Origin of the sequence: Amycolatopsis orientalis DSM 40040 = KCTC 9412, from assembly GCF_000478275.1 — a bacterium.
Lineage (GTDB): Bacteria > Actinomycetota > Actinomycetes > Mycobacteriales > Pseudonocardiaceae > Amycolatopsis > Amycolatopsis orientalis.
The window spans coordinates 13772-40737 of sequence record NZ_ASJB01000008.1 but is presented as its reverse complement, the minus strand read 5'-3'; the positions used below and the strand labels follow the sequence as shown (position 1 = coordinate 40737).

21 protein-coding genes and 1 pseudogene are annotated in these 26966 nt (G+C 68.7%); 12 read left to right on the top strand and 10 right to left on the bottom strand.

The genetic code is table 11. The annotated features are described in order from the left end of the window. Positions 1–523 (top strand): annotated as a pseudogene (locus tag L324_RS41230) (hypothetical protein); the annotation flags it as partial. A 34-nt stretch (positions 524–557) separates the two neighbouring features. Further along, positions 558–755, top strand: coding sequence for a hypothetical protein (locus L324_RS01290; protein ID WP_037303447.1), 198 nt, complete (start codon positions 558–560; stop codon positions 753–755). A gap of 71 nt (positions 756–826) precedes the next feature. Here L324_RS01290 and L324_RS01285 read toward each other — a convergent pair whose 3' ends face one another. Further along, positions 827–1792 carry an ATP-binding protein gene (locus L324_RS01285; RefSeq protein WP_037303446.1) on the bottom strand — a complete coding sequence of 322 codons (966 nt, stop codon included), beginning with the start codon at positions 1790–1792 and terminating at the stop codon, positions 827–829. A gap of 134 nt (positions 1793–1926) precedes the next feature. On the opposite strand from L324_RS01285, the gene L324_RS01280 reads away from it, so the two are divergent. Together L324_RS01280 and L324_RS01275 are read left to right on the top strand one after the other, a co-directional pair. Beyond that, positions 1927–3336 carry an RNB domain-containing ribonuclease gene (locus L324_RS01280; protein WP_037303456.1) on the top strand — a complete coding sequence of 470 codons (1410 nt, stop codon included), beginning with the start codon at positions 1927–1929 and terminating at the stop codon, positions 3334–3336. Continuing rightward, positions 3333–4094, top strand: coding sequence for a helical backbone metal receptor (locus L324_RS01275; RefSeq protein ID WP_037303445.1), 762 nt, complete (start codon positions 3333–3335; stop codon positions 4092–4094). Before L324_RS01280 ends, L324_RS01275 begins: the two co-directional genes overlap by 4 nt. Before the next feature lie 53 nt (positions 4095–4147). Here the strand turns inward: L324_RS01275 and L324_RS01270 are convergent, their stop codons facing one another. Together L324_RS01270 and gabT are read right to left on the bottom strand one after the other, a co-directional pair. After that, positions 4148–5578 (bottom strand): aldehyde dehydrogenase family protein, encoded by a 1431-nt coding sequence (locus L324_RS01270; RefSeq protein WP_037303444.1) that lies wholly within the window; start codon positions 5576–5578, stop codon positions 4148–4150. Beyond that, the gene (gene gabT, locus L324_RS01265) at positions 5575–6906 is read right to left on the bottom strand and encodes a 4-aminobutyrate--2-oxoglutarate transaminase (protein ID WP_051173559.1); all 1332 of its coding nucleotides are present in this window, start codon (positions 6904–6906) and stop codon (positions 5575–5577) included. Before gabT ends, L324_RS01270 begins: the two co-directional genes overlap by 4 nt. A 108-nt stretch (positions 6907–7014) precedes the next feature. Here gabT and L324_RS01260 point away from each other — a divergent pair, with 108 nt between their 5' ends. Then, positions 7015–8484 carry a PucR family transcriptional regulator gene (locus tag L324_RS01260; RefSeq protein ID WP_037303442.1) on the top strand — a complete coding sequence of 490 codons (1470 nt, stop codon included), beginning with the start codon at positions 7015–7017 and terminating at the stop codon, positions 8482–8484. Positions 8485–8553: 69 nt separating this feature from the next. Here L324_RS01260 and L324_RS01255 read toward each other — a convergent pair whose 3' ends face one another. Continuing rightward, on the bottom strand, positions 8554–9291 hold the full coding sequence (locus L324_RS01255; protein WP_037303455.1) for a cache domain-containing protein: 738 nt from the start codon (positions 9289–9291) through the stop codon (positions 8554–8556). A 32-nt stretch (positions 9292–9323) separates the two neighbouring features. Continuing rightward, positions 9324–10067 (bottom strand): FadR/GntR family transcriptional regulator, encoded by a 744-nt coding sequence (locus tag L324_RS01250; protein ID WP_037303441.1) that lies wholly within the window; start codon positions 10065–10067, stop codon positions 9324–9326. A 164-nt stretch (positions 10068–10231) separates the two neighbouring features. On the opposite strand from L324_RS01250, the gene L324_RS01245 reads away from it, so the two are divergent. From L324_RS01245 to L324_RS01225, 5 genes are all read left to right on the top strand, one after another. Then, positions 10232–11653, top strand: coding sequence for a gamma-aminobutyraldehyde dehydrogenase (locus tag L324_RS01245; protein WP_037303440.1), 1422 nt, complete (start codon positions 10232–10234; stop codon positions 11651–11653). Further along, positions 11650–12768, top strand: a complete 1119-nt coding sequence (locus L324_RS01240) for an ABC transporter ATP-binding protein (RefSeq protein ID WP_235783375.1) — start codon at positions 11650–11652, stop codon at positions 12766–12768. Before L324_RS01245 ends, L324_RS01240 begins: the two co-directional genes overlap by 4 nt. 29 nt (positions 12769–12797) lie before the next feature. After that, positions 12798–13997 carry an ABC transporter substrate-binding protein gene (locus tag L324_RS01235; RefSeq protein WP_037303439.1) on the top strand — a complete coding sequence of 400 codons (1200 nt, stop codon included), beginning with the start codon at positions 12798–12800 and terminating at the stop codon, positions 13995–13997. 74 nt (positions 13998–14071) lie between these two features. Further along, entirely contained in the window at positions 14072–14956 is an 885-nt protein-coding gene (locus L324_RS01230; RefSeq protein ID WP_037303438.1) for an ABC transporter permease, read from the top strand. Between the two features lie 9 nt (positions 14957–14965). Beyond that, positions 14966–15772 (top strand): ABC transporter permease, encoded by an 807-nt coding sequence (locus tag L324_RS01225; protein WP_037303437.1) that lies wholly within the window; start codon positions 14966–14968, stop codon positions 15770–15772. 52 nt (positions 15773–15824) lie between these two features. Here the strand turns inward: L324_RS01225 and L324_RS01220 are convergent, their stop codons facing one another. The 4 genes from L324_RS01220 to panB form a co-directional block, all read right to left on the bottom strand. Further along, the gene (locus L324_RS01220; protein WP_037303435.1) at positions 15825–18782 is read right to left on the bottom strand and encodes a PQQ-dependent sugar dehydrogenase; all 2958 of its coding nucleotides are present in this window, start codon (positions 18780–18782) and stop codon (positions 15825–15827) included. Between the two features lie 193 nt (positions 18783–18975). Then, the gene (gene pip, locus L324_RS01215) at positions 18976–19935 is read right to left on the bottom strand and encodes a prolyl aminopeptidase (protein WP_037303434.1); all 960 of its coding nucleotides are present in this window, start codon (positions 19933–19935) and stop codon (positions 18976–18978) included. A gap of 89 nt (positions 19936–20024) precedes the next feature. After that, entirely contained in the window at positions 20025–20999 is a 975-nt protein-coding gene (locus L324_RS01210) for a right-handed parallel beta-helix repeat-containing protein (RefSeq protein WP_037303433.1), read from the bottom strand. A gap of 235 nt (positions 21000–21234) precedes the next feature. Then, complete coding sequence (gene panB / locus L324_RS01205; protein ID WP_037303432.1) at positions 21235–22110, bottom strand: 3-methyl-2-oxobutanoate hydroxymethyltransferase; 876 nt, start codon at positions 22108–22110, stop codon at positions 21235–21237. Between the two features lie 247 nt (positions 22111–22357). On the opposite strand from panB, the gene lysX reads away from it, so the two are divergent. Both lysX and L324_RS01195 read left to right on the top strand, forming a co-directional pair. After that, entirely contained in the window at positions 22358–25675 is a 3318-nt protein-coding gene (lysX, locus tag L324_RS01200; protein WP_037303431.1) for a bifunctional lysylphosphatidylglycerol synthetase/lysine--tRNA ligase LysX, read from the top strand. A gap of 144 nt (positions 25676–25819) precedes the next feature. Further along, positions 25820–26416, top strand: a complete 597-nt coding sequence (locus L324_RS01195) for a DinB family protein (RefSeq protein WP_037303430.1) — start codon at positions 25820–25822, stop codon at positions 26414–26416. Here the strand turns inward: L324_RS01195 and L324_RS01190 are convergent. Next, positions 26413–26949: a methylated-DNA--[protein]-cysteine S-methyltransferase gene (locus tag L324_RS01190; RefSeq protein ID WP_037303429.1), complete on the bottom strand. Its 537-nt coding sequence runs from the start codon at positions 26947–26949 to the stop codon at positions 26413–26415. The genes L324_RS01195 and L324_RS01190 overlap by 4 nt on opposite strands. Positions 26950–26966: the final 17 nt, after the last annotated feature.

Sequence of the window (26966 nt, the reverse complement as noted above, 5' to 3'; positions counted from 1 at the left end):
GCCGCCGTTGCCGGGTGGCCCCGCCGCACCTCAGGCGCCGCCCGCCCAGCCCGCCGCCCAGCCGCCCGCCCAGCCGCAGGCCGGGCCGCCCGCCGTGCCCCAGACGCCGCCTCCGGCCGTCGCGCCTCCGCCTGTCCAGCCTCCCGCCGCTCAGGCGCCGCCTCCGGCCGTGAGCGCGCCTCCGGCCACGCCGGAAGCGCAGTCGGCCACGCCACCCCAGGCCGAGCCGCAGCCGGAACCGCCGCAGGCCGCCCAGCCGCCCGTCCAACCGCCGGTCGCCCCTCCCGTGACCGGGCCGCCCCCGGCGCCCTTGCCGCAGCCGATGCCGCCCGCCTCCCCGCCGCGGGGGACCCCCGCCGCACCGGAGCCCGCGACCCCGCCGCGCGGCGTCCCGATGCACCGCGGCTGGTTCGACGAACTGGCCGAGAACCCGCCGGAAAGCTCGAAACTGGATCCGCCGGAGGGCGGCGAGTTCGGCCCGACCGGCGAGCCGACGGAGATCCCGTACCGCTACCGCAAGTGATGACAGGACGTCCCGGTGATGTCACGCTGGACGCATGTCGAGCGACCCGAACCCGGATCAGGGCTGGTACTACAACACCAAGACGAACCAGGTCGAACATCTGGAACGCGGGCGGAGCATCGATCTCCTCGGCCCGTACCCGGACGAGGCGACGGCCCGGCGCGCGCTGGAGATCGCCAAGGAACGCACGCGGCAGGCCGATGCCGAGGACGCCAAATGGAGCGGTGACTGAGCCGCCCCGGTCACCCTCGTGAGTGGTAATGACGGTTAGAACCGTCATTACCACTCACGAGGCTCCGCAGGTCAGGCGCTTTGCTTGGCCGGTTCCGGGCCCAGTACGAACTCCGGGTCCACCTGCGCCGTGAGGTCTTCCCCGGCGCGCCCGCTGCCCCACGCCCGCGCGTTGCGGAGGTGGAACTCGACGCCCTGACGCTGATAGCGCGCCCAGTCGCGCTGCTCGGCGTCGACGGTCGCGAGCATCGAGCCCAGCGTCCGGAGGTTGTGCGCCTCGAGTTCGCCGATCGGGCGCGCGCGGCCGCGTTCGGCGGCGCGGACGTGCCGCGAGTTCTCCATCCAGCCCAGCAGCGCGTCGCCGATCTCGTCGCGCAGGAAGTCGATGTCCTCGTCCTCGGTCACCTTGTTGCCGACGACGACCAGCCGCACCCCGAAGTCCCGCGCGTAGTCGGCGTACTGCCGGTACACGCCGACACTGCGCACGGTCGGCTCGCACACCAGGAAAGTGACGTCGAACCGGGTGAAGAGTCCGGACGCGAACGCGTCGGCGCCGGCGGTCATGTCCATGACCACGTATTCGCCCGCGTCGTCGATCATGTGGTTCAGCAGCAGTTCCGCCGCGCCGACCTTCGAGTGGTAGCAGGCGACGCCGAGGTCGTCCTCGTCGAACTGCCCGGTGACGCCGAGCCGCACGCCGCCGAACTCGCGGAAGCAGGCCTGGAAGATCGGGTTGTCCTCGAACGGCCGGACCAGCCGCGAACCGCGTCCGGGCGGAGTCGTCTTGATCATCGAAGCCGCGTCGGCGATCCGCGGGTTGTCGCCGCGCAGGTACTCCTTGATCAGGCCCATGTTGTCGCCCAGCGTCGGCCACGCGATGGCCTCTTCCTCGCTCGCGCCGAGCGCGACCGCGAGGTGCTGGTTGATGTCCGCGTCGATCGCCAGTACCGGTTTCCCGGCACCGGCCAGGTACGCGGTGAACAGCGACGCCAACGTGGTCTTGCCGCTGCCGCCCTTCCCGACGAACGCGATCTTCACGCCACGGCCCTTCCTGTCGTTTTGAAAAGGGTATCGGTTTTCATTTCGGCCCGTAACGTACACCCGACCGGCCCGCACCCGAACGGGCGATCAACCGGGCCGGATCGGGATAGGGTTGGGTGGTGCCTCCACTCGTGATCAGGACACACACGGCCGGAGGGGACTTCGGTCGCCTGCGAGCCGAGTTCTTGCTGCCGGAGACGTTCGGACCCGACGTCCTCGCCGAGGCGGAGGCGGCGGTCGTCGACCCGCTCGAAGCGGCGGGGGAACGCGAGGATGCCACCGGTCTGCCCTTCGTCACCATCGATCCGCCCGGTGCCAAGGACCTCGACCAGGCGATGCTGATCGAGCGCGTCGAGGGCGGCGGATTCCGGGTCCACTACGCGATCGCCGATCTGGCCGCGTTCATCCCACCGGGTGGTGCGCTCGACAAGGAAGCGCGGCGCCGCGGGCAGACGCTCTACCTGCCGGACGGAAACGTGCCGTTGCATCCGCCGGTGCTGTCCGAAGGCGCGGCGAGCCTGCTGCCGGGGGAGACCCGGCCCGCCGTGCTGTGGACCATCGACGTCGACGCGGGCGGCGAACCGACGGCGACCCACGTCCGCCGCGCGCTGGTCCGCTCCACCGAGCAGTTCGACTACGAAACGGTCCAGGCCTCGATCGACGCGGGTACCCCGCATCCGTCGGTCGCCGCGCTGCCGGAGCTTGGTCGCCTGCGCCGCGAACTCGCGGTCCGGCGCGGCGCGGTCGAACTGCAGTTGCCGGAACAGGAGATCAACGGCGATCCCGACGGCGGCTGGGTGCTGGTCCAGCGGCCGCGCAACGACGTCGACGCGTGGAACGCCGAGATCTCGCTGCTCACCGGGATGGCGGCGGCGAAGCTCATGATCGACGCCCGGATCGGGGTCCTGCGGACCCTGCCCGCGCCGGAACCCGACGCGGTCGAATGGCTGCGCCGGTCCGCGCAGGCGCTGAACATCGACTGGCCCGAGGGCAAGAGCGTGTCGGAGTTCCTGGCCTCGCTGGACCCCGGTCAGCCCGCTTCGATGGCTCTTTTCGCCGACACGACACGGCTTTTGCGTGGCGCCGGGTACACCGCCTTCGACGGCGAACTGCCCGCCTTGACCACGCACGCCGGGATCGGCGGCGCGTACGCCCATGTCACCGCGCCGATCCGGCGGCTGGTCGACCGGTTCGCCACCGAGATCTGCCTGGCCGTGAGCGCCGGCCGCGAGGTGCCCCCGTGGGTCCGCGCGGCGCTTTCGGAGGTGCCGGAGCAGATGACCGCGTCCGACACGCTGGCGGCCAAGGTCGAACGGGCCTGCATCGACCAGGTCGAGGCCTGGGTCATGGTCGAGCACATCGGCGAGGAGTTCGGCGCGATCGTGCTGCGGGCGGACGAGAACAAGGCGGAGATCCTGGTCGAGAATCCGCCGGTGATGGGCAAATGCGCGGGTGAGCGGCTGCCCGAGGGCGAGCGGATCCGGGTCCGGCTCACCGCGGTGGACGTCGACAAGCGGAAACTGTCCTTCGAGCGCGCATGATCGACGATCTCGGCGAAGTGGTCCCGCTGCGCGCGCCGGCGACGCGGGTGGTCTCACTCGTGCCGTCGCTGACCGAGGCCGTCGAGGTGAGCGCGCCGGGAAGGCTCGCGGGCGCCACCGACTACTGCACCCATCCGGTGGAGCTGGACGTCCCGCGGGTGGGCGGTTCGAAGTACCCGAACGTGGACAAGGTGCTCGAACTCGAGCCGGACCTGGTGCTGGCCAACTCCGAGGAGAACCGGCCCGAGGACGTGGAACACCTGCGCGCCAACGGGATCCCGGTCTGGGTGATGGAGGCGTCGGCGACCGTGCCCGCCGCACTCGGCTCGATCCGGCGGATTCTGACGCAGGCATACGACCTCGCCGAGCCGGACTGGCTGGTGGAGGCCGAGGAGGTGTGGCGGGAGACGCGGCCGGAGCGCTTCCGGGCGGTCGTGCCGGTCTGGCGGAAGCCGTGGATCGTGCTCGGCCGCGACACCTTCGGCGGCGACGTGCTGCGTCGCGTCGGAATCGGCAACGCCTACGAGGACCACGAAGAGCGCTACCCGCGTCCGAAGCTCGACGAACTCCAGGCGCGCTTCGCGGCCGGGGACGCGAACTTGCTCGTACTGCCCGACGAGCCCTACGAGTTCACCGCCGACGACGGCCCTGAAGCGTTTCCCGGCGCGAAGTACGTCTTGGTCTCCGGGCGCCACCTGACCTGGTACGGCCCTTCGCTCGTCGAGGCCCACGCCCACCTCACGCATTTAGTCCTCTGAATGCGGTAGTTCGCGTCACGAACCACCGCATCCAGAGGACTAAATGCGCGTCGTCAGAGGGTCAGGCCGGTCAGGACGGTGACGCGCTCTTCGGTGAAGTCCGCCATCGCCGACGCGGGGCCCTCGCGGCCGACGCCGGAGTCCTTCACGCCGCCGTACGGCATCTGGTCGGCCCGGAAACTCGGCACGTCACCGACGAGCACGCCGCCGACACGCAGCTTCGCGGACACGTCGAACGCGGTCGGCAGGTCGCGGGTGAACACGCCCGCCTGCAACCCGAAGCGCGAGTCGTTGATCCGCCGCACCCCGTCGTCCACCGAGTCCACGCGCGTGATCGACACGACCGGCCCGAACACCTCGTCGGCCATCACCGCCGCGTCCTCCGGCACGTTCGCGAGCACGGTCGGCTCGACGGTCGCGCCGTCGCGCTTCCCGCCGGTCAGCAGTTCGCCACCCGCGTCGACGGCCGTGGCGATCCACGACTCCACCCGGGAAGCGGCGGCGGTGTTGATCAGCGGCCCGACGTCCACGCCGTCCGCCCGCGGGTCACCGGTCCCGAGCGCACGAACCTGCTCCAGCACCTTCGCCCGGAGCTCGTCGTAGACGTCGGTGTGCGCGTAGACGCGCTGCACCGAGATGCACGACTGGCCCGCCTGGTACATCGCGAACGTCGCGATCCGCTGGGCCGCGAAGTCCAAGTCCGTCCAATCAGGACAGACGAGGACGGCCGCGTTGCCGCCGAGTTCGAGCGCGACGTGCTTGCGCGGCACGCTGTCCCGGATTCCCCAGCCCACCGGCACGGAACCGGTGAACGACACGACCGGAAGCCGAGGGTCGGCCACCAGCTTGGCCGATTCCTCGTTGCTCACCGGGAGAATCGACCAGCTTCCGGCGGGAAGATCCGTCTCGGCCAGGATTTCGCCGAGCAGCAACGCGGTCAGCGGCGTCGCAGGCGCGGGCTTGAGCACGATCGGCGCGCCGACCGCGATCGCGGGCGCGACCTTGTGCGCCACCAGGTTCAGCGGGAAGTTGAACGGCGTGATGCCCAGCACCGGCCCCTTCGGCACACGCCGCACCAGCGCGAGCCGCCCGGTGCCGCCCGGGTCGGTGTCGAGCCGCTGCAGGTCGCCGGAGAACCGGCGGGCCTCCTCGGCGGCCCAGCGGAACGTCGACGCCGCACGCCCGACCTCGCCGCGCGCCCACTTCAGCGGCTTGCCGGACTCGGCGGTGATCAGCCGGGCCAGCTCTTCGGACCGCTCACCCAAAACTCGGGACACGTGGTCCAATGCGCCCGCCCGGACGTGCGCGGGCAGCGTCGCGAACTCCTCCTGGACGTCGTGCGCCGCCTGAACCGCGGTCTCGATGTCCGAAGTGGACGGAACGTGGTGCGAGCCCGCCTCGCTGTTGTCGAAGGAGTGGCGGACGATGACGGTCTCGTCGCTGGTGACCGGCTTTCCGGCCACCCAGTACGGGAATGTGGTCACTTGACGGCCTCCGTGCGGACAGCGTGCTCGAGGACGGAAAGACCCTCGTCGAGCAGTTCGGTGGACAGGGACAGCGGCGGCAGCAGGCGGACGACGTTGCCGTAGGTGCCGCAGGTGAGGACGACGACGCCCGCCTGGTGGCAGGCCTGCGCGATCCGCTTGGTCAGGTCGGCGTCGGGTTCGGTGGTGCCCGGCTTCACGAATTCGGCGGCCAGCATCGCGCCGCGCCCGCGGACGTCGCCGATCACGCCGGTCTCCTCGGCCAGCGCGCGCAGCCGAGGCAGCACCGCGTTCTCGATGCGCTTCGCCGACGCCGCGAGGTTCTCCTGGCGCATGGTCTCGATCGAGCCGAGCGCCGCGGCGCACGCGATCGGGTTACCGCCGTAGGTTCCGCCGAGGCCGCCCGGTCCGACGGCGTCGAGCAGTTCCGCGCGGCCGGTGACGGCGGCGAGCGGAAGCCCGCCCGCGATGCCCTTGGCGGTGGCGATCAGGTCGGGCACGACGTCTTCGTGCGTGGACGCGAACCACTCGCCGGTGCGGCAGAAGCCGGTCTGGACCTCGTCGGCGACGAACACGACGCCGTTTTCGGTGCACCACCGGGAAAGCGCGGGCAGGAAGCCGGGCGCGGGCTCGATGAACCCGCCCTCACCCTGCACCGGTTCGAGCACGACGGCCGCGACCTGGTCGCCGCCGATCTGCTTCTCGATGCGGTCGATGGCGATCCGCGCCGCCTCGGGTCCGGACAGGCCGTCGCGGTACGGGTACGACCCCGGCACGCGGTAGACCTCGGGCGCGAACGGGCCGAAGCCGTGCTTGTAGGGAATGGACTTCGCGGTCAGCGCCATCGTCAGGTTGGTGCGGCCGTGGTAGGCGTGGTCGAACACGACGACCGCCTGGCGGCCGGTCGCGGCGCGGGCGATCTTCACCGCGTTCTCGACGGCCTCGGCGCCGGAGTTGAACAGCACCGAACGCTTCTCGTGGGTGCCCGGCGTCAGCTTGTCGAGCGCTTCGCACACCTCGACGTAACCCTCGTACGGCGTGACCATGAAACACGTGTGCGTGAACAGTCCCACCTGCTCGCGCACCCGGTCCACGACGGCGGGGGCCGCGTGGCCGACGTTGGTCACCGCGATGCCGGAACCGAAGTCGATCAGGACGTTGCCGTCGGCGTCGGTGAGCAGGCCGCCTTCGGCCGAGGTGATGTAGACCGGCAGCACCGAGCTCACGCCCGCGGCGACGACGGCGGCGCGTCGCTCCTGCAGGGCGCGCGAGGCAGGGCCGGGGATCTCGGTGCGCAGCCTGCGCTGGGTCTCGGTGGTGACGGTCACGGCCAACTCCTGCGGACGCGAGGGACGGGGTCGCCCTCCAGAATGGGAGCCGCGCCGGTGCACGTCAGCTCGACATCTTGTCGATATGGGAGCGTAGAGTTGGACAACATGGCACTGACGCTCCGCGCCCTCGCGGCCGAACGCCCGCTCGGGCTGCGCGTGCGGGCGGCCGAGAGCGGGCTCGACCGGCCGATCGGCTGGGTCCACCCCACCGAACTGACCGATCCGCAGGCCTTCCTCGAAGGCGGCGAACTCCTGCTGACCACCGGCCTCGCCCTCGATGAGACCACGTCGCCCGGGTACATCCGGCGACTCGTCGACGCCGGGGTGGCGGGGCTCGGGTTCGGTGTCGGGCTCAGTCACGAGACCATCCCGCGGTCCTTGGTGGAGACCGCGGAGGAGGTCGGGCTCCCGGTGCTGGAAGTGCCGAGGAAGACGCCGTTCATCGCGATCACGCGGGCGGTCTCCCGTGCGGTCGCGGCCGACGAGTACGCGTCGCTCGTGCGCACCGGCAAGGGGCAGCAGGAACTGACCAGGACCGCCGTCGGCAAGGGCGGACCTGGCGGAGTGGTGCGCAAACTGGCGAAGCTGATCGACGGCTGGGTGCTCCTGCTCGATTCGGCGGGCGCGGTCACCGAAGCGTCGCCGTCGTCGGCCCGGCATTTCGCCGACGAAATGCGTGAAGATCTCGGACGGCTGCGCGCGGGCACGTTGGTGACGGTGGCGGGGGAGGACGAGGTCGTCCTGCAGACACTCGACACCCGCGCTCGCGGTGTGCTCGCTGTCGGCACCCGTGAGCCCCTGGACGCCGCGGGGCAGCACATCGTCAACACCGCGGTGTCGCTGCTTTCCCTTGCGCTGGAACAGAACCGGGAACACGGCGGCGCACTGCGGCGGCTGAGGTCCGGGCTGTGCGAGCTGCTCGCCGCGGGCCATACCGAACTCGCCACTCGCACGATGAAGACGCTCTGGGGCGGGGTTCCGGAAGAGCCGTGGCCGGTCCTGGCCGTCACCGGTCCCGCGGGCGCGCGTCGCTCACTCGCCGACGCGCTCGACGTCGAAGTCGCCGGAGAGAAGGTCTTCTTCGGGGAATCAGGGACGTTCGTGCTCGCGCTCGGCGACGTGGAGGCGGTTCTCCGGCTGGTGTCGAGGATCGGCGGGCTGCACGCGGGCCTCGCCGAACCGGTGTCCACAGTGGATTTCCCCGCCGGGCTCCGTCAGGCGAAGCAAGCGGCCGAAGCGGCCAAGGCCGAGCGAACCGAGTTGGTCCGGTTCGCGGAACACGCCGGGCGCGGCTTCCTGGAACTGGTCGATTCCCAAGCGGCGCAAGCGTTTTCGGACAGCTTGCTGGCGCCTCTGCGGCAGCACGACGAAACCGGCCGAGGCGAACTCGTGGCCTCGCTGAGGTGCTGGCTCGAACACCATGGCCACTGGGATCTGGCGTCCGCGCGGCTCGGCGTGCACCGGCACACCCTGCGCAACCGCATGCGCAAGGTCGCCGACCTGACCGGCCGGGACCTCGATTCCCCCGGCGTACGCGCCGAACTCTGGCTCGCGCTGCAGGCCGCGGGGGGCTGAAGGACGCTTTCCCCGCATGCGACGCGGTGAAGGGCGCTTTCCCCGCATCAGATGCGGGTATGGCGTCCTTCAGCCCCCAGCGGACCTGACCAAGGCGATCGGTGAGTCCCCGCAGCGCCGGAGGTGGATGCCGTTCTCGGTCGTGACCGGTTCCGCGCCGGAGGACCACCAGGCCGGGACGTCGACGTCGCGCACCAGCGAACCCGTCGCCTGGCGCGCGTTGTTCGACACGATCACCCGGCCTTGGGCGTTGACCAGCGCCGCGCGGCCGCCGAGCCCGCGCAGTTTCGGCTGCAGCAGGCGCTCGACCTCGCGCACGTAGATGTCCGCGCCGACCACGCCCGCGAACGACCCGCTTCGCTGGACCGGGACGGTGAACGTCAGCGTGTACTCGTCGGTGCAGAGGTAGTCGACGTACGGGCCGTTGATGTGGCGGCGGCCGGTGTCGCGCGGGACGGTGAACCATGACTGGCGGGTGTAGTCGAGGAAGTTCTCGCTGTCCGGATCGAGGCTGATGACCAGCCGAGCGGGTTCGGCGTCGCCGGTTTCGGTCCACCACTCGAAGCCGAATTCCTGGTCGGCCAGGGCGTTCGGCGCGCTGATGAACCCGGCGCCGACGACCAGGCCGCCGAGAACGTCGAAGACCTGCGGCCGGAGCCGGGTCAGATCGTCGGCGAGGGCATCGGCGGATCCGGCCAGCAGCCCTTCGGCCGCGGCCAGAACCGGCTTCAGTCGGCCGAAGACGTCCTCGACCAGGGCGGATACCTGGTCGACGACCTCGGAAGCGGCGGACGGTGTGTCGTTCACGATGCTCACCTCGGATGCGCGGATGCCGCAGCTTAAGGGCCCAGAAGGTCTAAATGCACGTCCGCCAGCCGGTCTATCGCTTCGAGGATGTGCTCCTCGGTGAGTTTCCTGGCCAGCTCGCCGTCGGCCTGCGCGATGGCGGCGGTGATCGCGCGGTGTTCGGCGTAGGCGTGCTCGCGGGTGCCGCTCGGTTCGAGCGGCAGCCACAGCAGCCCGCCCCGTTCGCTCTGCAACTGCACCTCCTCCCTCGTCAGTCGCGGCGACTGAGCGGCCGCCGCGACTTCGAGGTGGAACTGGCGCTCGGCGCGCGACGCCTCCGCGCCTGTCGCGGTGCGGATGTCCTCGGTCGCCAGTTCGAGCCGCTCGATGTCCTCGGGCGAACTCCGCTCGGCGGCGAGTTTGGCCGCGGCGCCGGCGATGGCCAGATAGTGGTCGCCGACGTCGCGCAGATCCGACAGCGAAACCGTGCGAAGGCGTTCTCGCCACGAAGCGGCCGAAGGGTTCACCGGAGTCTTCACGAAGCTTCCGCCGCCCCGGCCGCGACGGGTTTCGACGAGGCCCTGCTGCCGTAGGGCGACAAGCGCTTCGCGAACGGTCACGGTCGAGACGCCGAACTGGGCGGCCAGTTCGGCTTCGCTCGGCAGCTGTTCGGAGTCGGCCAGCAGTCCGAGCGTGATGGCGTCGACCAGCCGCGCGGTGACCGCTTCGGCCCGGCCGATCTGGTCGAGCGGCGCGAACATCGCTGACCGCGCGCTGTGCGACAACCCCTTACGCATGGTGGCCCTTCACCCGTACCGCTACCCGATGGAACCAATCTTGCCCCATCGTCTTGTCATCTAACCTATGGAGTTATATGTTTTAGCCGTCCCGCCACCCCACAAGGGAGCAAGGGACCTTTGCTATCGCCTCACGCCCCCAGGCCCAGTAGCCAGGAGCTTCCGTGCAGCAGTTGAAGCACTTCATCGGCGGTGAGTACACCGGATCCGCGTCGGGCCAGGTCGCCGACATCGTCGATCCCGTCACCGGCCGCCCGTATCGCACCGCCGCCGTCGCCGGCCCCGAAGACGTCGATCGCGCGCTCAAGGTCGCGGCCGCCGCCTTCGAGCACTGGCGCGAGACCACGCCCGCGCAGCGCCAGCTCGCGCTGCTGAAGATCGCCGACGCCGTCGAAGCGCGCGCGGACGGCCTCGTGCTCGTCGAATCCGCGAACACCGGCAAACCGATCGCGCTCACCGCGGCCGAAGAACTGCCGATGATCGTCGACCAGTTGCGGTTCTTCGCCGGCGCCGCGCGTGTCCTGGAAGGACGGTCGGCAGGCGAGTACATGGAAGGACATACCTCTTTCGTCCGCCGAGAACCGATCGGCGTGTGCGCGCAGGTTACGCCGTGGAACTACCCGCTCCTCATGGCGGTCTGGAAGATCGCGCCCGCCCTCGCGGCCGGGAACACCGTGGTGCTCAAACCGGCCGACACCACCCCCGCGTCCACCTTGCTCCTGGCCGAGATCTGCGCCGAATTCCTGTCGCCCGGCGTGCTCAACGTCGTCTGCGGCGACCGCGACACCGGCCGGGCGCTCGTCGAGCACGAGATCCCCGCGATGGTGTCCATCACCGGCTCCGTCCGCGCGGGAATCGAGGTCGCCGCTTCGGCGGCGAAGGACGTGAAGCGCGTACACCTCGAACTCGGCGGGAAGGCGCCCGTACTGGTCTTCGCCGACGCCGACATCGAAGCGGCCGCGGAGGGAATCGCCGCCGCGGGCTACTTCAACGCGGGTCAGGACTGCACCGCGGCGACCCGTGTCCTGGTCGCCGACGAGGTCCACGACGCGTTCGTCGCGGCGCTCACCAGGCAGGCGCGGGCGACCACCACCGGCAAACCCGACGACACTTCGGTCAGTTACGGACCGCTCAACAACGCCGCGCAGCTGGCCAGGGTCGCCGGTTTCGTCGACCGGCTGCCCGCGCACGCGACAGTCCACTGTGGAGGGAAAAGGCATGGGGACGAGGGTTACTTCTACGAACCGACGGTGATCTCCGGCGTCCGCCAGGACGACGAGATCAGCCAGACGGAGGTCTTCGGCCCCGTCATCACCGTGCAGCGCTTCGGCGCCGAAGCGGAAGCACTCGCGGCGGCCAACGGCGTCGACTACGCGCTCGCGTCGTCGGTGTGGACCACCGACCACCAGCGGGCGATGCGACTGGCCGGAAAGCTCGACTTCGGCTGCGTCTGGATCAACACGCATATCCCGCTGGTCGCCGAAATGCCGCACGGCGGCTTCAAGAAGTCCGGCTACGGCAAGGACCTCTCGCTCTACGGCCTCGAGGACTACACCCGCGTCAAGCACGTGATGAGCGCGCTGTGACGACCACCGAAAGGCACGCCATGCCGCATCGAGCACCCATCCCCCCTGCCGAGGGGGAGCAAGGGACCTTTGCTATCGCTTCCGCGGGCGGCGGCGAACCGGCCATCCGGCTGCGCGGGCTCCGCAAGGAGTTCGGCCAGGTCAACGCGGTCGACGGCGTCGATCTCGACATCCCGCCCGGCGAGTTCTTCTCGATGCTCGGCCCGTCCGGCTCCGGCAAGACGACCGTGCTCCGCATGATCGCGGGTTTCGAACTGCCGACCGCGGGCACGATCGAACTGCACGGCCGCGACGTCAGCCGCCTCGCGCCCTTCGACCGCGACGTCAACACCGTCTTCCAGGACTACGCGCTCTTCCCGCATATGACCGTGCGGCAGAACGTCGAATACGGCCTTCGGGTGAAACGTGTCCCCCGCGCGGAGCGCCGCCAACGCGCGAAGGAGGCCCTCGACACGGTCCGGCTCGGCGAGTTCGGCGAGCGCAAACCCGATCAGCTCTCCGGTGGTCAGCGGCAGCGCGTCGCGCTCGCCAGGGCATTGGTCAACCGCCCGAAGGTGCTCCTGCTCGACGAGCCGCTCGGCGCGCTCGACCTGAAACTGCGCCACACCATGCAGACCGAGCTCAAGCAGATCCAGCGCGAAGTCGGCATCACCTTCATCTTCGTCACCCACGACCAGGACGAGGCGCTGACGATGAGCGACCGCATCGCGGTGTTCAACGCCGGCCGCATCGAGCAGGTCGGCTCACCGGTCGAGGTCTACGAACGGCCCGCGTCGGCGTTCGTCGCCGGATTCGTCGGCACCTCGAACCTGCTCAGCGGCGGTGGCGCCGAGAACATCATCGGCGAATCCGGCGTCTTCAGCATCCGCCCCGAGAAGATCCGCATCGACGCCGATCTCTCGAAATCGGCGGAGGACGGCGAAACCAGCGCCACCGGCACCGTCACCGACACCGTCTACGCGGGCGCGACCGTGCGCTACGAGGTCACGCTCGACGCCGGCGGCCAGCTCTCCGTGGTCCGGCAGAACACCGCCGAGCCCGCGGACTTCGAGGGTGGCCGGGTCCGCCTGAGCTGGCGGCACGAACACAGCTTCCGCGTCCCCGAAGCCGGTTAGCCCCTCCCCAGCACCGAAAGGTTCGTCCAATGAAGAAACTCGCGCTCGCCGGGCTGCTCGGCGCCGGCCTGCTCGTGGCCGCCTGTGGCACCTCCGGATCCAGCTCGACCGCCGCGGCCCCCGGCGGTCAGGGCTTCACCCCGCCGAAGCTGGACGCGCTCGCGCAGCTCGGCCAGCCGGAAGGCCAGGTCAACGTGCTGGCCTGGCCCGGCTACGCGGAGAACGGTTCGAACGACCCGGCCGTCGACTGGGTCACGGGCTTCGAAAAGGAGACAGGCTGCAAGGTCAACGTCAAGGCGTTCGGCACCTCCGACGAGGCCGTCAGCCTGATGAAGACCGGACAGTACGACGTTGTCTCCGCCTCCGGTGACGCCTCGCTGCGGCTCATCGCGTCCGGCGACGTCGAACCGGTGAACACCGCGCTCGTCCCGAACTACGCCGACGTCTTCGACTTCCTCAAGAACCGTCCGTGGAACAGCGTGAACAACGTTTCCTACGGCGTGCCGCACGGCTGGGGTGCGAACCTGCTCACCTGGCGGACGGACAAGGTGACCCCGGCGCCGACGTCGTGGTCGGTGATGTTCGACGCGAACAGCCCGTACAAGGGCAAGATCTCCGCCTACGACTCGCCGATCTACATCGCCGACGCCGCGTTGTACCTGCAGACGCACAAACCCGAACTCGGTATCAAGAACCCGTACGCCTTGGACGACAAGCAGTTCCAGGCCGCGGTCGAGCTGCTCAAGCAGCAGCGGCCGATGGTGGGGGAGTACTGGTCGGACTATCTGAAGGAGAGCCAGGCGCTCAAGAGCGGCGACTCCGTCGTCGGCACCGCCTGGCAGGTCACGGTGAACCTGACCAAGAGCGAAGGCGCCCCGGTCGAATCCGTGCTGCCGTCCGAAGGCGCGACGGGCTGGTCGGACACCTGGATGGTGTCGGCGAAGTCGCCGCACAAGACGTGCTCCTACAAGTGGCTGAACCACATCGTCAGCCCGAAGGCCAACGCGCAGGTGGCCGAGTACTTCGGCGAATCGCCGTCGAACCCCAAGGCGTGCGCGGAAACCAAGAACAAGGAGCACTGCGAGACCTTCCACGCCGGTGACGCCGCCTACGCCGCGAAGATCGCCTACTGGACGACACCGATCGCGCAATGCCTCGACGGCCGCACCGACGTCAAGTGCAAGGACTACGGCGAGTGGACGCGCGCCTGGACCGAGATCAAGGGCTGAGCCTCCCGAACTCCGGGAGCGGCCGGTGGGCCCCCCACGCCGGTCGCTCCCGGTCCATCCCAAGGCGGAAGAAGATGACGACCACCCTCGATTCGCCGCGGCGGAAAGTCTCCGCCTTCCTGTACCGCAAACCCAGGCTGCGGCTGGGAATCCTGCTGTCCGCGCCGACGTTGTGGCTCGGCCTCGCCTACCTCGGCGCGCTGGCCGCGCTGTTCGTGACCGCGTTCTGGCACACCGACATCTTCACCGGCCAGGTCGTCACCGAATGGTCACTGGACAACTTCACCACGCTGTTCAGTGACGCGGTCTACCGCACGATCACCCTCCGGACGGTCGGGATCGCCGCGCTGGTCACGGTGATCACCGCGGTCATCGCCTTCCCGATGGCGTTCTACATGGCCAAATTCGCGTCACCGCGAGCGCGACGTCTTCTCGTGATCGCCGTGATGACCCCGCTGTGGGCGAGCTACCTGGTGAAGGCGTACGCGTGGCGGACCATGTTGTCCGGCAACGGAGTCCTGCACTGGCTGCTCGATCCGTTCGGCCTCGACACCCCCGGCTACGGCGTCCTCGCGACCGTGATCACGCTGTCGTACCTTTGGCTGCCATACATGATCCTGCCGATCTACGCGGGTCTCGAACGGCTGCCCGATTCCCTTGTGGACGCCTCCGGCGACCTCGGCGCGCGGCCGTTCAGGACGTTCCGGTCAGTGGTGCTGCCGGTGAGCTTCCCGGCCGTCGTCGCCGGGTCGATCTTCACGTTTTCGTTGTCGCTGGGCGACTACATCGCGGTCAAGATCGTCGGTGGCACTTCGCAGATGCTCGGCAACGTCGTCTACGACAACATCGGCGCGGCCAACAACCTGCCGTTCGCGGCGACCGTCGCGACCGTGCCCGTGGTGATCATGCTCGCCTACCTCGCCGCCGTGCGCCGCACGGGCGCGCTGGACAACCTGTAGGAGCGCGCGATGCGGCTTTCCCGGACGACCAAATACCTGCTGCTGGCGGCGCTCGTGCTCGGCCTCGCGGTCATCTACTTCCCGCTGCTGGTGGTCCTGCTCAACTCCTTCAACGCGGACACCACCTTCGGCTGGCCGCCGTCGAGCTTCACCCTCGAATGGTGGGGACGGGCCGCGGAGAACGAAGGTGCGTTGAACGCGCTGTGGACGAGTGTCCAAGCAGGACTCGCGGCCACCGCGATCGCCCTGGTCCTCGGCACCATGGCGGCGTTCGCGCTGCAAAAGTACCGCTTCTTCGGCCGTAACCAGGTGTCCCTGTTGATCATCCTGCCGATCGCGCTGCCCGGCATCGTCACCGGTATCGCGCTGAACAACGCCTTCCGCACGATCCTCGGCATCGATCTCGGCCTCTTCACCGCGATCGTCGCGCATGCGACCTTCTGCATCGTGGTGGTGTTCAACAACGTCGTCGCGCGCCTGCGGCGCATGAGCGGCAATCTCGAAGAGGCGTCGATGGACCTCGGCGCCGACGGCCTCACGACGTTCCGCTTGGTGACCTTCCCGATGCTGCGCTCGGCCCTGCTCGCCGGTGGCCTACTGGCCTTCGCGCTGTCTTTCGACGAAATCATCGTCACGACCTTCACCCTCGGCACCGGGCTGGAGACCCTGCCGATCTGGATCCTGAACAACCTGTTCCGGCCGAACCAGGCGCCGATCGTCAACGTCGTGGCCGCGGTGCTGATCCTGGCCTCGACGGTGCCGGTCTACCTGGCGCAACGGCTTTCCGGCGACACGACTTCGGGCGGACGGCTGTAGACGGCGAAACGCCGGTGCGGCCGTGTGGCCGCACCGGCGTTCCCGTGTTCACTCAGTACCGACGGTCCACCACCGCGCCGGTCGCGGCCGTGAAGACGATGTAGCCGTTCTGGAAGTCACTGCGTTTTCCGCCGGGAACGTCGTACTCGCCACTGGTCGGGAAACCGAGATACGAGGTCTCCCAGCCGAGCTGCCGCCAGCGATTGCGGATCGCGCCGCGGACGTCGAAAGCGCTGCTGGTGCCGAATCGCCAGTAGATCGAATGTTCCTCGTTCCCCTTGCGGAAGTGGTTGTACTTCCCGGTGCCGTTCGGCGTCCAGGTCTCGTCGGTGGTCGGGTAGCCGAGCCCGTTTTCCCAGCCGACGGCCGCCCAGCGTTCGCGGATCCAACCGTGGACCTCGTAGGCGCCCGTCGACGGCGTCCAGTAGATCGAACCGCCCTGACTGAAATGGTTGTACCTGCCCACGCCGTCCGGGGTCGCGGTCTCGTCGGTGGTCGGGTACCCGAAGTACCGTTCCCAACCGATAGCCTTCCACTTCTCCCGGATCGCGCCCAGCACGAAGTGCGCGCCGGTGTTCGCCGTCCAGTAGATCGACGAGTTGACGAAATGGCTGTACCGGCCGACTCCGTCCGGTGTCGCCGCCAGGTCGGTGGTCGGATGGCCGAGGACACCGGCTTCCGCTCCGGTCTCGATCCACTTCTCGCGAACCGGCCCGTAGACCGCGGCCGCGCCGGAATCAGGTGTCCAGTAGATCGTTCCGGCACCGGTCGTCGGTCCACCTTCGAAGTGGCTGAAGCGGCCGTTCCCCACCTTGCCCGGCAATTCGTCCACACTCGGAGCGCCGAGAAAGGCGTGCGCGCCCAGTGCGACGTATTTTTCGTGGATCCGGCCGTAGACAGCGGTCACGCCGGTCTGCCAGGTCCAGTAGAGCCTGCCGTTGGCGTAGGCCTGCCAGCGTCCTGGACTCTCGATGACCTCACGCCCGACCGCGGCGCCCAGCGTCGTGCGAAGGGCGGCCTCGTCCGAGTAGCGCTTCTCGATGGAGGACAGGTAATCCACGCGGAGCGTGAGTTCCGCGGCGGGCATCCGGATCTCCCGATGGGTATCGGTGCCGAGGTTGTCCGCCCATCGGCGGAACCCCGCGCCGTCGAGTGCGGTGGGCGGCGCGGAAAGCTTCAGCGGTGCACCGACGGTCACCAAGCGGTTCGCGCTCCGACCCGGTTCGACGGTGATCTGGGCCGGGTGCGTACCGGCGATCGTGAGCCGGGCGAGTCGTGGCTGGGCGACATGCCGCGCCTTGGCCACGACGTTGCGGCCGTTCGTCACGGTCCCGGTGAGCACGAGGCTGCTGTCGGTCTCCTCCGGGAACTCGAGCTTGATCGTCGATCCGGAGCCGTGGCTTACCAGGGTGGTCGTGCAACTGTCGCCCGCCGGGCAACGCCGTTGCTCCGCTTTCCAGCTGACGGTGATCGGTCCGTCGATGGGGTCATCCGATTCCGCTGACAGGGCGACGGTTTCCCGTGACGAGTACACCGTGCCCTGGAGCGGCGGGAGCAGGGTGATCGTCGGTCCGGCCATCCCGGGCGTGATCGTCTGGCTCGAACTCGCCACAGCACCGTGGATGTCCTTCACGGTCAAGGTGGCTGTCGTCGTGCTTTCCGGGCCGTAGGTGTGTTGAGCGGTGCGCCCAGTGCGGGTTTCACCGTCACCGAAGTCCCACTGATAGGTGAGATCGTCGAAGTCCGGGTCCGTGGACAGGCCCGCGTCGAACGAAACCGTGCGAGTGGCGGGATCGATGGTGGCGTTGAACTCGGCGACCGGTGCCTTGTTGGCGGGGCGGTAGCTCAACCGCCGCAGCGCGGAGGTGCCGGCGTCGGCCACCACGATGTCCCCGTTGGGGGCGGTCGCGATCGAAACGGGAGTGCCGAACGCGGAGGCGAAGACGGCGGGCGAGACCACCGTCTCCGCCGCACTGTTGACTCTGAAGGTCGTCAGGGTTCCCGCGCCTTGGTCGGCCACGAAGTGGCTTTCGCGGTACGCCTCGGGATAAGACTGCCCGATGTAGCGGACGCCGCCGCTGGCCGCGCCACTGTCGCTCTGGCCGATCTCGAACTTCGGCGCGGTGTTCATCACGCCGGCGCACTCGGGAAGGTCCTGATAACCAAGTGTCCTGGAGTTCCCCTCCCAGCAAGGCCATTTCGCGCTCTGCCCGGGGAACGCGAAGTTCACCTCGTGAGCACCGGTGCGGCCGGTGTCCGTGACGAGCACTCCACCCCGCGGATCGAGCGTGACGCGGGGGTCGCGTAGGCCGCTGAGATAGTTGCGGCTTCGCCAGGAGGAGCGCTCCGTGGGGTCGTAGAAGGGGTTGTCCGTGACGCCGAGCCCGCTCGGGTCGACGCGCAGTATCTTCCCGGTCGGCTGGTTCGGGTCCAGCGCGCGCAGGGCGAACTTGTCGGTGGTGTCGTCGGTGGCGTTGTCGCCGACCGCGATCCAGAGGGCCCGGCCCGTCGGATCCACCGCGAGGTCCTGGATTCCCCTGCTGTCGGAGTTCGCCGCGAATTCGAGGACGACTGATTCGCCGGTGAGCGCGGTGGGCGCATCGGTCCCTTGTGCGTGCCATTTGCTGACCCGGAGAACCCGGTCGGCGGTTCCCGACGACACGGCTTGCGCGGTGTAGACCGTCCTGCTGGTGGAGTAGTCCGGAGCCACCGCGATACTCGTCAAGCCGAGTAAGCCCCCGGAGTACACGGGAATCGACGCGACTTCTTGCGGTTGTCCGCCGTTCGGCGTCCAGTGCACGGAGCCCCGTTTGCCGGTCGTGAGAACGCTGCCGTCGGGGAGGTAAGCCGCGTCGGTGAGCTCACCCGATGGTTGACCCGACGGCGTGTCGGTCAGCACGAACCCGGACGGGAGAACTGGTTCCGCTGCCGCGACGGGTGCCGTCACGACCGTGACACCGAGAGCGGTCAAGACGGCCATCGCGGCGGCGATGGATCTTCGAGTACGCATCGGACCCGCTTTCTTCCTGGTGAAGAGAGCTCCTGATGGCGTGAGATCGTGCGCAGGCCGAGGCGAAGGTGTGGCGCGGCCACGGCAAGGCGCTCCGCGACGATCACGGCATCCGGATCCCCCCAAGGACGATGATCAAGGGGAACGCTATTGGTCTGGACCCGGCTTGTCATCGGCCGTTTGCGTGCCAGAGTCAGGTCTGCCGGAACGAGTCCGTCGCGGCCCGGAGCGCCGCCAGCATCCCGGGATCCGTCACCGCGTGCCCGGCCGCTTCGACGAGTTCCAGCTTCGAGTCCGGCCAAGCCCGGTGCAGCTCGTAAGCCGTCACCGGGGGACACACCGCGTCGTACCGCCCCTGCACGATCACGCCAGGAATCCCGGCGAGCTTCCCGGCCTCCCGGATCAGCTGTCCTTCTTCAAGCCAGGCCCCATGACAGAAGTAGTGCAGCGCGAGCCGGGCGAAGGTGACCGCGAACTCCGGTGACGCGTACTGGTTGTGAAAAGCCGGATCCGGGCGCAGGCAGACGATCGCGCCTTCCCAGATGCTCCAGGCGATGGCGGCACGCTCTCGAATCACCTGATCGGGGTGATAGACGAGTTCGCGGTAGGCCGTCAGCGGGTCGTCGCGACGGTCTTCGGGGATCGGCGCGAGGAAGGCCTCCCACTCGCGCGGGAAGAGGTTCGCGGCGCCGCCGTTGTAGATCCAGTCGAGTTCGCTCCGCCGGACGGTGAAGACTCCGCGCAGGATGATCTCGCTGACGCGGCTCGGATGGGTTTCGGCGTAGGCGAGGGCGAGGGTGGCGCCCCACGAGCCGCCGAAGAGCTGCCACTGCTCCAGATTCAGCCGTTCGCGCAGCTTTTCCATGTCCGAGACGAGGTGCCAGAGGGTGTTGACCGACAGGTCGACGTCCGGCGCGCTGATGTGCGGAGTGCTGCGGCCGGTGCCGCGCTGGTCGAACAGGATGATCCGGTAGGCCTCGGGATCGAAATGCCGTCTGGTCATCGGAGAGATGCCGCTACCAGGGCCTCCGTGCAGGACGACGACCGGTTTTCCGTCCGGGTTGCCCGCCTCCTGGCAGTAGATCCGGTGCCCGTCGCCGACGTCGAGCATGCCCTCGGCGCGCACGTGGATCGGCGGGTACAGATCGTCCATACGGACACTCTGCCCGAATCGGCGAGTGTTCGAAGGGTGGGGGCCCGCCCCCGCCGCCGGGCTGAGCGGGCCCCCGGTCTTCGGTCGCGTCAGCAGCCGGCCGTGGCGGCCACGTTCGCGAATCCCTTCCCGGCGTTGGTCACCTTGTTGCTGGCGCAGACCTTGTTCCCCGTAGCGGTCTTCACCAGGTAGAAGCCGTACGCGTAACCGGACCGCACGTCCGCGGTGTTGCCGGAGAAGGTGTTGCCGCGGCCCCAGCCGTCGAGCTGGACATGGACTTCGAAGCCGCCGTAGGTCGCGTCGTGCACGAAGACCTTGGTGCCCCGGTTGTCCGCGACCACGTAGTTGTTGCCCTTCAGGTCCACCCAGCTGTCGGCGAAGTGCTCGCCGCTCTGCCCGGTCCCGTCGAAGACGTTGCCGCGCAGTTCGCCGCCGGTGGTGCCTTCCTTGATGTCGATCGACTCCGCGCGCACGTTCGGGCCGATCTTGTTGTTGAGCGCCTTGTTGCGGTCGCTGCGGTCGGGCGTGCCGCCGGGCCAGTTGCCGTTCGCGGAACCGAAGTAGATGCCTTCGCCGTAGCCCGCGTACTCGCGGCCGGTGTCGGTCACCTCGGAGTTCTTCACGACGTTGTCGGTGCTCGTGTACTGGAAGTGGATGCCCTCGTGGCCGACGCCGGTGACCTTGAGGCCGTCGACGACCGTGTTCTTGACGCCCGTCGCCATCAGGCCCTTCTGGCCGCCGGTGATCGTGAAGCCGGTCAGGTTCCAGAAGCTGCCGGTGAGTTCGAGCGTGCGCCCGGCCGCGGCTTTGATGACCGCGCTTCGCGGCCCCTTCAGAGTGATGCGGCTGCTCGAGGTGCCACTCTTCGCCGCCTTGAAGTTGCCGGTGAAGGTCGTGTCGGCCGCGAGTTCGATGACGGTGCCGGGAGTGACCGAAGCGAGCGCCGCCGACAGCTGCTCCGAAGTCCCTACGCGCACCGTCGCGGCCTGTGCGGGGTACGCCGCCAGGGTCGACAGCAGGGTAGCGCCGGCCGCGATGGCCAGAACCCGCTCACGAACACGCATCCGTGGTCCTCCTCGTCGAGGGATCGAAGCTTGGTCGTGGCGGCGACGGCTAGACCGTAAGGCAGCTTTCGAACGCTAGTCAAGGACATGATTGAAGTTCATATACGTGAACAACTAAAGGAGGGTCCGCGGTCACCGCCCACCCGAAAAGAGAGCAAGGGACCTTTGCTATCGCTCCCGCTGGGGGCGGCGATAGCAAAGGTCCCTTGCTCTCTTTGTGCAGGTCAGAGGTGGGTCAGTCGTGGAAGGAGTGCTCCGGAGCCGGGAATTCGCCTCGCCGGACGTCCTCCGCGAACGCCGACGCGGCCCCGGCCAGTACGCCCGCCAGGTCGGCGTACTTCTTCACGAACCGAGGCGTCTTCCCGCGCCGAAGCCCGGCCATGTCCTGCCAGACGAGCACCTGCGCGTCGCAGTCCGGCCCGGCCCCGATGCCGACAGTCGGGATCTTCAACTCGTGCGTGATCCGCTTCGCCGCCTCGGCGGGCACCATCTCCATGACGACCGCGAAGGCGCCTGCCTCCTCCAGGGCGAGTGCGTCGGCGAGCAGCGCGTCGGCCGCTTCGCCGCGTCCCTGGACTCGGTAGCCGCCCAGATTGTGTTCACTCTGTGGGGTGAATCCGATATGTCCCATCACGGGGACACCGGCCGACGTCAGTGCCTCGACGTGGGGCGCGAACTTCCGCCCGCCTTCGAGTTTCACCGCGTGCGCGCGGCCTTCCTTCATGAACCGTACCGACGTCTCGAGCGCCTGCTGCGGCGAAAGCTGATACGAGCCGAACGGCAGATCGGCGACGACCAGCGCCCGCTTCACCGAGCGGGTCACCGCGCGGACCAGGGGAAGGAGTTCGTCCACGGTCACCGGAAGTGAAGTGTCGTAACCGAAGACGTTGTTCGCTGCGGAATCCCCGACGAGCAGGACAGGAATGCCCACTTCGTCGAACAGCGCGGCGGTGTACATGTCGTAGGCGGTGAGCATCGGCCAGGTTTCGCCGCGCTCCTTCATGTCACGAAGGTGGTGTACGCGGACCTTTTTCCCGGGCGCGGCCTGAGGCGCCGCGCCGGTCCCGTACGGTGCGGCGAGTTCGCCGGAATCCTTTTCGCTGGCAGACATCTTTGTCGACCGTCCTTCCCTCGAGGCCTCGCGGAGGTCCCCGGGTCGTGGAGCTGAACAGTTCAAAGCGTGACATGCGCGGATGGGGCCCCCAAGGTCCTGCGACCAGCTTCACACCGCGGTGTTCCCGCAGGGTCACGCCTGCGGACGACAAGATTCGCGACCAGAGGATGATGATCGTTGACAACCACACGGGGTTGTGTGACGTCAAGTAAGGCAGCACCTGTGAGTACCGCGAAAGGCCAGTATGGGAAACCCAGCGAGCCGTGTCTCGCCGTGGAAGGCGAGGGCGGGCGGAATCGTCGCCACCCTTGTGCAGCTCGCGGCCGTGTTCTCGGTGATCCTCCTGATCGCCGGCGACGTGAAGGGGCCCGTGCTCAGGACGGGTGACATCGCGTTCTCCGCGTTGAGCATCCCGACGAACGCGAGTCTCGTGATCGTCCTGCTGCTCGTCGTCCTCGGCGCCGCGCTCCGCCGCCGCAAACGCGCGGCCCTCTACACGCTGCTGCTGTTCCAGGTCGGCGGTCTCGCGATCACCGTGGCCTGGCAGGCCGCGTTGCTGTGGTGGCCGCACCTGCTGGCGCTGGGCCCTCGTCAGATCCGGCACATCCCGCACCAGGTGTGGGCGCTGACCATCGCCGACCTGATCTCGATCGGCATGATCGCGTTCCTCTGGATCCTGCGCCCCGCGTTCCCGGCCCGCCTCGCGCCCGGCGCCTGGCGCGACGGCTTCACCGTGCTGTTCGGCGGCCTGGCCGCGGTCATCCTCGTCGGCTGGGGCCTGGCCGAGGCCTTCCCCGGACGGCTCGCCGACACCTGGGAGCGGTTCGCCTGGGTCGTCAACCACACCACCGGCGAGAACATCCAGCTGCGCCGCGTCGGCATCGGCGAAGGGCCCGCGTGGCTCGATCTCCTGCTCGACCTCAGCGCGACAGCCGTCGCGACAGCCGCGCTGTACACACTCTTCCGCGGCGTACGCAGCCGGCGTCTGAGGACGGACGAAGAAGAACTGCACGTACGCCGCCTTCTCGCCGAACACGGCGAAGACGACTCTTTGGGCTATTTCGCCACCCGCCGCGAGAAGAGCGTCGTCTTCTCGCCGAACGGCCGCGCGGCCGTGGCCTATCGCGTGCTCGCGGGCACCAGTGTCGCGAGCGCCGATCCCATCGGCGATCCCGACGCCTGGCCGGACGCGGTCCGCGCGTGGCTGAACGAAGCCCGCACCTACGGCTGGACCCCCGGCGTGCTCGGCGCCAGCGAACGCGGGGCCAAAGTGTACGCCGACGCGGGTCTGCGCGCGCTTGAGATCGGGGACGAAGCTGTCCTCGACGTCCGCGACTTCAGCCTCGCCGGTCCGGAGCGCCGGTCGGTCCGCCAAGCGGTCAAACGGATCGAACGGGCCGGATACACCACGAAAGTCCGGCGCCACAGCGAGATCCCGGCCGACGAAATGGCCCGGCTGCTGCTGCAGGCGCAGCAATGGCGCGGCGCGGAGACCGAGCGCGGGTTCTCGATGGCGCTCGGCAGGCTCGGTGACCCGAGTGACGGCCGCAGCGTGATGGTGGAGGCGTATGACGCCCAAGGCGAACTGCGCGGCATGCTTTCGTTCGTGCCGTGGGGCCGCCGCGGGTTGTCCCTGGACCTGATGCGCCGCGACCGCGAGGCCGAAAACGGCCTCAACGAGTACATGGTCGCGGAGGTCGTGGCGGCTAGTTCACACCTTGGCGCACAACGGATTTCGCTGAACTTCGCGATGTTCCGCGCGGTCTTCTCCGAAGGCGAGCGGATCGGTGCCGGTCCGGTCCTTCGCGCGTGGCGCGCCGTGCTGAGCATGGCGTCGCGGTTCTTCCAGCTGGAATCGCTCTACCGCTCCAACGCCAAGTACGGACCCGACTGGGAACCGCGTTTCCTGTGCTATTCCTCGGCTCGACGGCTGCCGCGGGTCGGCATCGTCGCCGGCGCGCTCGAAGGATTCGTCCCGACAGGACGGTCGGCACGGGCGCTGAAACTGGAGACTGTCACCGAGGATTTCGTCGCCGAGGTCCACCGCATCGAAGCGAACGCGGCCACTCCCGCACCGAAACAGGTGCGACGCCCCGACCAGGTCCGGGTACGGATGGCGAAGCTGGATCGCTTGCGGGAAGCCGGAATCGATCCCTATCCGGTCGGTTTCGCCCGGGAGGATCTGCTCGGGGACATCGTCTCGAAGTTCGGCGACCTGAGCCCGGACACCCAGACCGGTCATCGGGTCCGCGTCGCGGGCCGGGTGCTCGCGATGCGCAACCTCGGCGGGCTCTGCTTCGCGCGGGTCAAGGATTTCAGTGGCGAGATCCAGCTGATGCTCGACGCCTCCGTGCTCGACCTCGGCGGCTGGCGGCGAGGCATCGACCTCGGCGACCACGTCGGCGTCAGCGGGCAGGTCGTGACGTCGCGGCGCGGTGAACTCTCCGTGCTCGTCGACGAATGGACGGTGACGGCGAAGAGTCTGCATCCGTTGCCGGACAAGCGAAAGGGCCTCACCGACCCCGAGACGCGAGTACGGCAGCGCTACCTCGATCTCGCGGTCAACCCGGATTCGACTGCGATGCTGCGGATGAGGTCGGCCGTGGTCCGCGCGGTACGGGAACGGCTGCACCAGGACGACTATCTCGAAGTCGAGACGCCGATGCTGCAGACCGTGCACGGCGGAGCCAACGCCCGCCCGTTCATCACCCACATCAACGCCTACGACATGCGGATGTACCTGCGGATCGCGCCCGAGCTGTATCTGAAGCGGCTGTGCGTGGCCGGGGTCGAGCGGGTTTTCGAACTGAACCGGAACTTCCGCAACGAAGGCGTCGACGCGACGCACAACCCGGAATTCACGATGCTGGAGGCGTACCAGGCCTACGCCGACTACAGCACGATGCGGACGCTGACCCGGGAACTCGTCCAGCATGCCGCGGAGGTCGCGTACGGCGCGCAGGTCGTCCGGCGGCCGGACCCGGACGGGAAGATCGTCGAGTACGACATCTCCGGCGACTGGCCGGTGATCCCGGTTCACGAAGCCGTTTCGGCGGTGCTCGGGGAGAAGATCGACGCGGGCACCTCGGTCGCCGAACTCCAGCGGCTGTGCCGGGCCGCGGGGGTGCCGGTGAACGAGGACGCCGGGCACGGCGATCTCGTGCTGAAGGCGCACGAGCACCTCGTCGAGGGCGCGACCGTGCTGCCGACCTTCTACACCGACTATCCGACCGACGTCTCGCCGCTGACCAGGCAGCACCGGGTGGATCCTCGGCTGGCCGAGCGCTGGGACCTGATCGCGTTCGGCTCCGAGGTCGGCACGGCCTACACCGAACTGACCGACCCGCTCGAACAGCGGCGGCGGCTCGAAGCCCAATCGCTGCGCGCGGCGAGCGGGGACGTCGAGGCGATGGAACTGGACGAGGACTTCCTGCTCGCGCTCGAACACGGCATGCCGCCGACCGGCGGGCTCGGTATCGGGGTCGACCGGCTGCTGATGATGCTGACCGGGGCTTCGATCCGGCAGACGGTGCTGTTCCCGTTCGTCCGGCCGCAGGGGTAGCAAGGGACCTTTGCTCTCGCTTACTTAGCCTGCCTAAGCGAGCGAGAGCAAAGGTCCCTTGCTCCCCTCCTGGGCCTTCCTCGCCGAATCGCCTCGGAGAGCCTGCCCCGGATGTAAGGATCCTTCCCAACGGAAGGAGCCACCATGGCTGGAAACGTCCCCCCGGTCGCCGACGAGCGCGAAGGCCTCCTCGCCTACCTCGAGCAGCAGCGGCACGTCCTGCGCATCGCCGCCCACGGCCTCACCGAAGAACAAGCCAGAGCCGTCCCGACGAGAAGCTCACTGAGCGTCGGCGGCCTGATCAAGCACACCGCCAGCACCGAAAGCGGCTGGATCGACATCGTCCTCCAGAAGCCTTCGAAGCCCATGGACGAGGCGATGAAGGACTACGAAGCCGACTACGTGATGGCTGAAGGCGAGACCGTCGAAGGGCTCCTCGCACGCTACGACGAGGTCGCGCGCCGTACTTCGGACGTCATCGCGGGAATCCCCGACCTCGGACAGCCGGTCCCGGTGCCGCAGGGCGTGCCGTGGTACCCGCAAGACGTCGACGCCTGGTCGGTCCGCTGGGTCCTCTTGCACCTCATCGAGGAGACCGCGCGGCACGCCGGACACGCCGACATCATCCGCGAGCACATCGATGGCGCGACCGCGGTCCCGCTGATGGCTGCGGCGGAAGGCTGGCCGGAGACGCCCTGGCTCAAGCCGTGGCGTCCCGCCGAGAAGGTCGGGAACGCCTAGAACAACGTCGGTTCGTCCGCCAAAGCGCCTTCGATGACCAGCATCCGGCGCTTGGTGGCGACCCCGCCGCGCGCGGAGAACCCGCCGTCCTTGCCGCCCGCGGCGAGCACGCGGTGACAGGGCACGATGATCGGGAACGGGTTGCGCCCCATCGCCTGCCCCACGGCCTGCGCCCCACCGGGCATGCCGAGGATGTTCGCGATGTCGCCGTAGGTCAGCGTCTTGCCCGCGGGGATCGAGCGGATGAACTCGTAGACCCGGTGGTGGAAGTCCGGAACGCCTTCGTAGTCGAGTTCGACACCGGTGAGGTCCGTACGCTTGCCGTCCATCAACGACACGACGCCGTCGATGGTGCGCTGGACCTCGGCCGGTGGTGCGGATTCGATCGCTTCGGGAAGGCGCGCGGTCAGTCGCGCCCTCGTCTTCTCTTCACTGCCCTCGGGTAACTGGACCGCGATGACCCCGCGTTCGTTCCACGCGATGCCGCAGTCGCCGATCGCGGTGTCGAACACGGCGTAGCCCGGTGCCGTCATGAACCCAGGGTACGAGA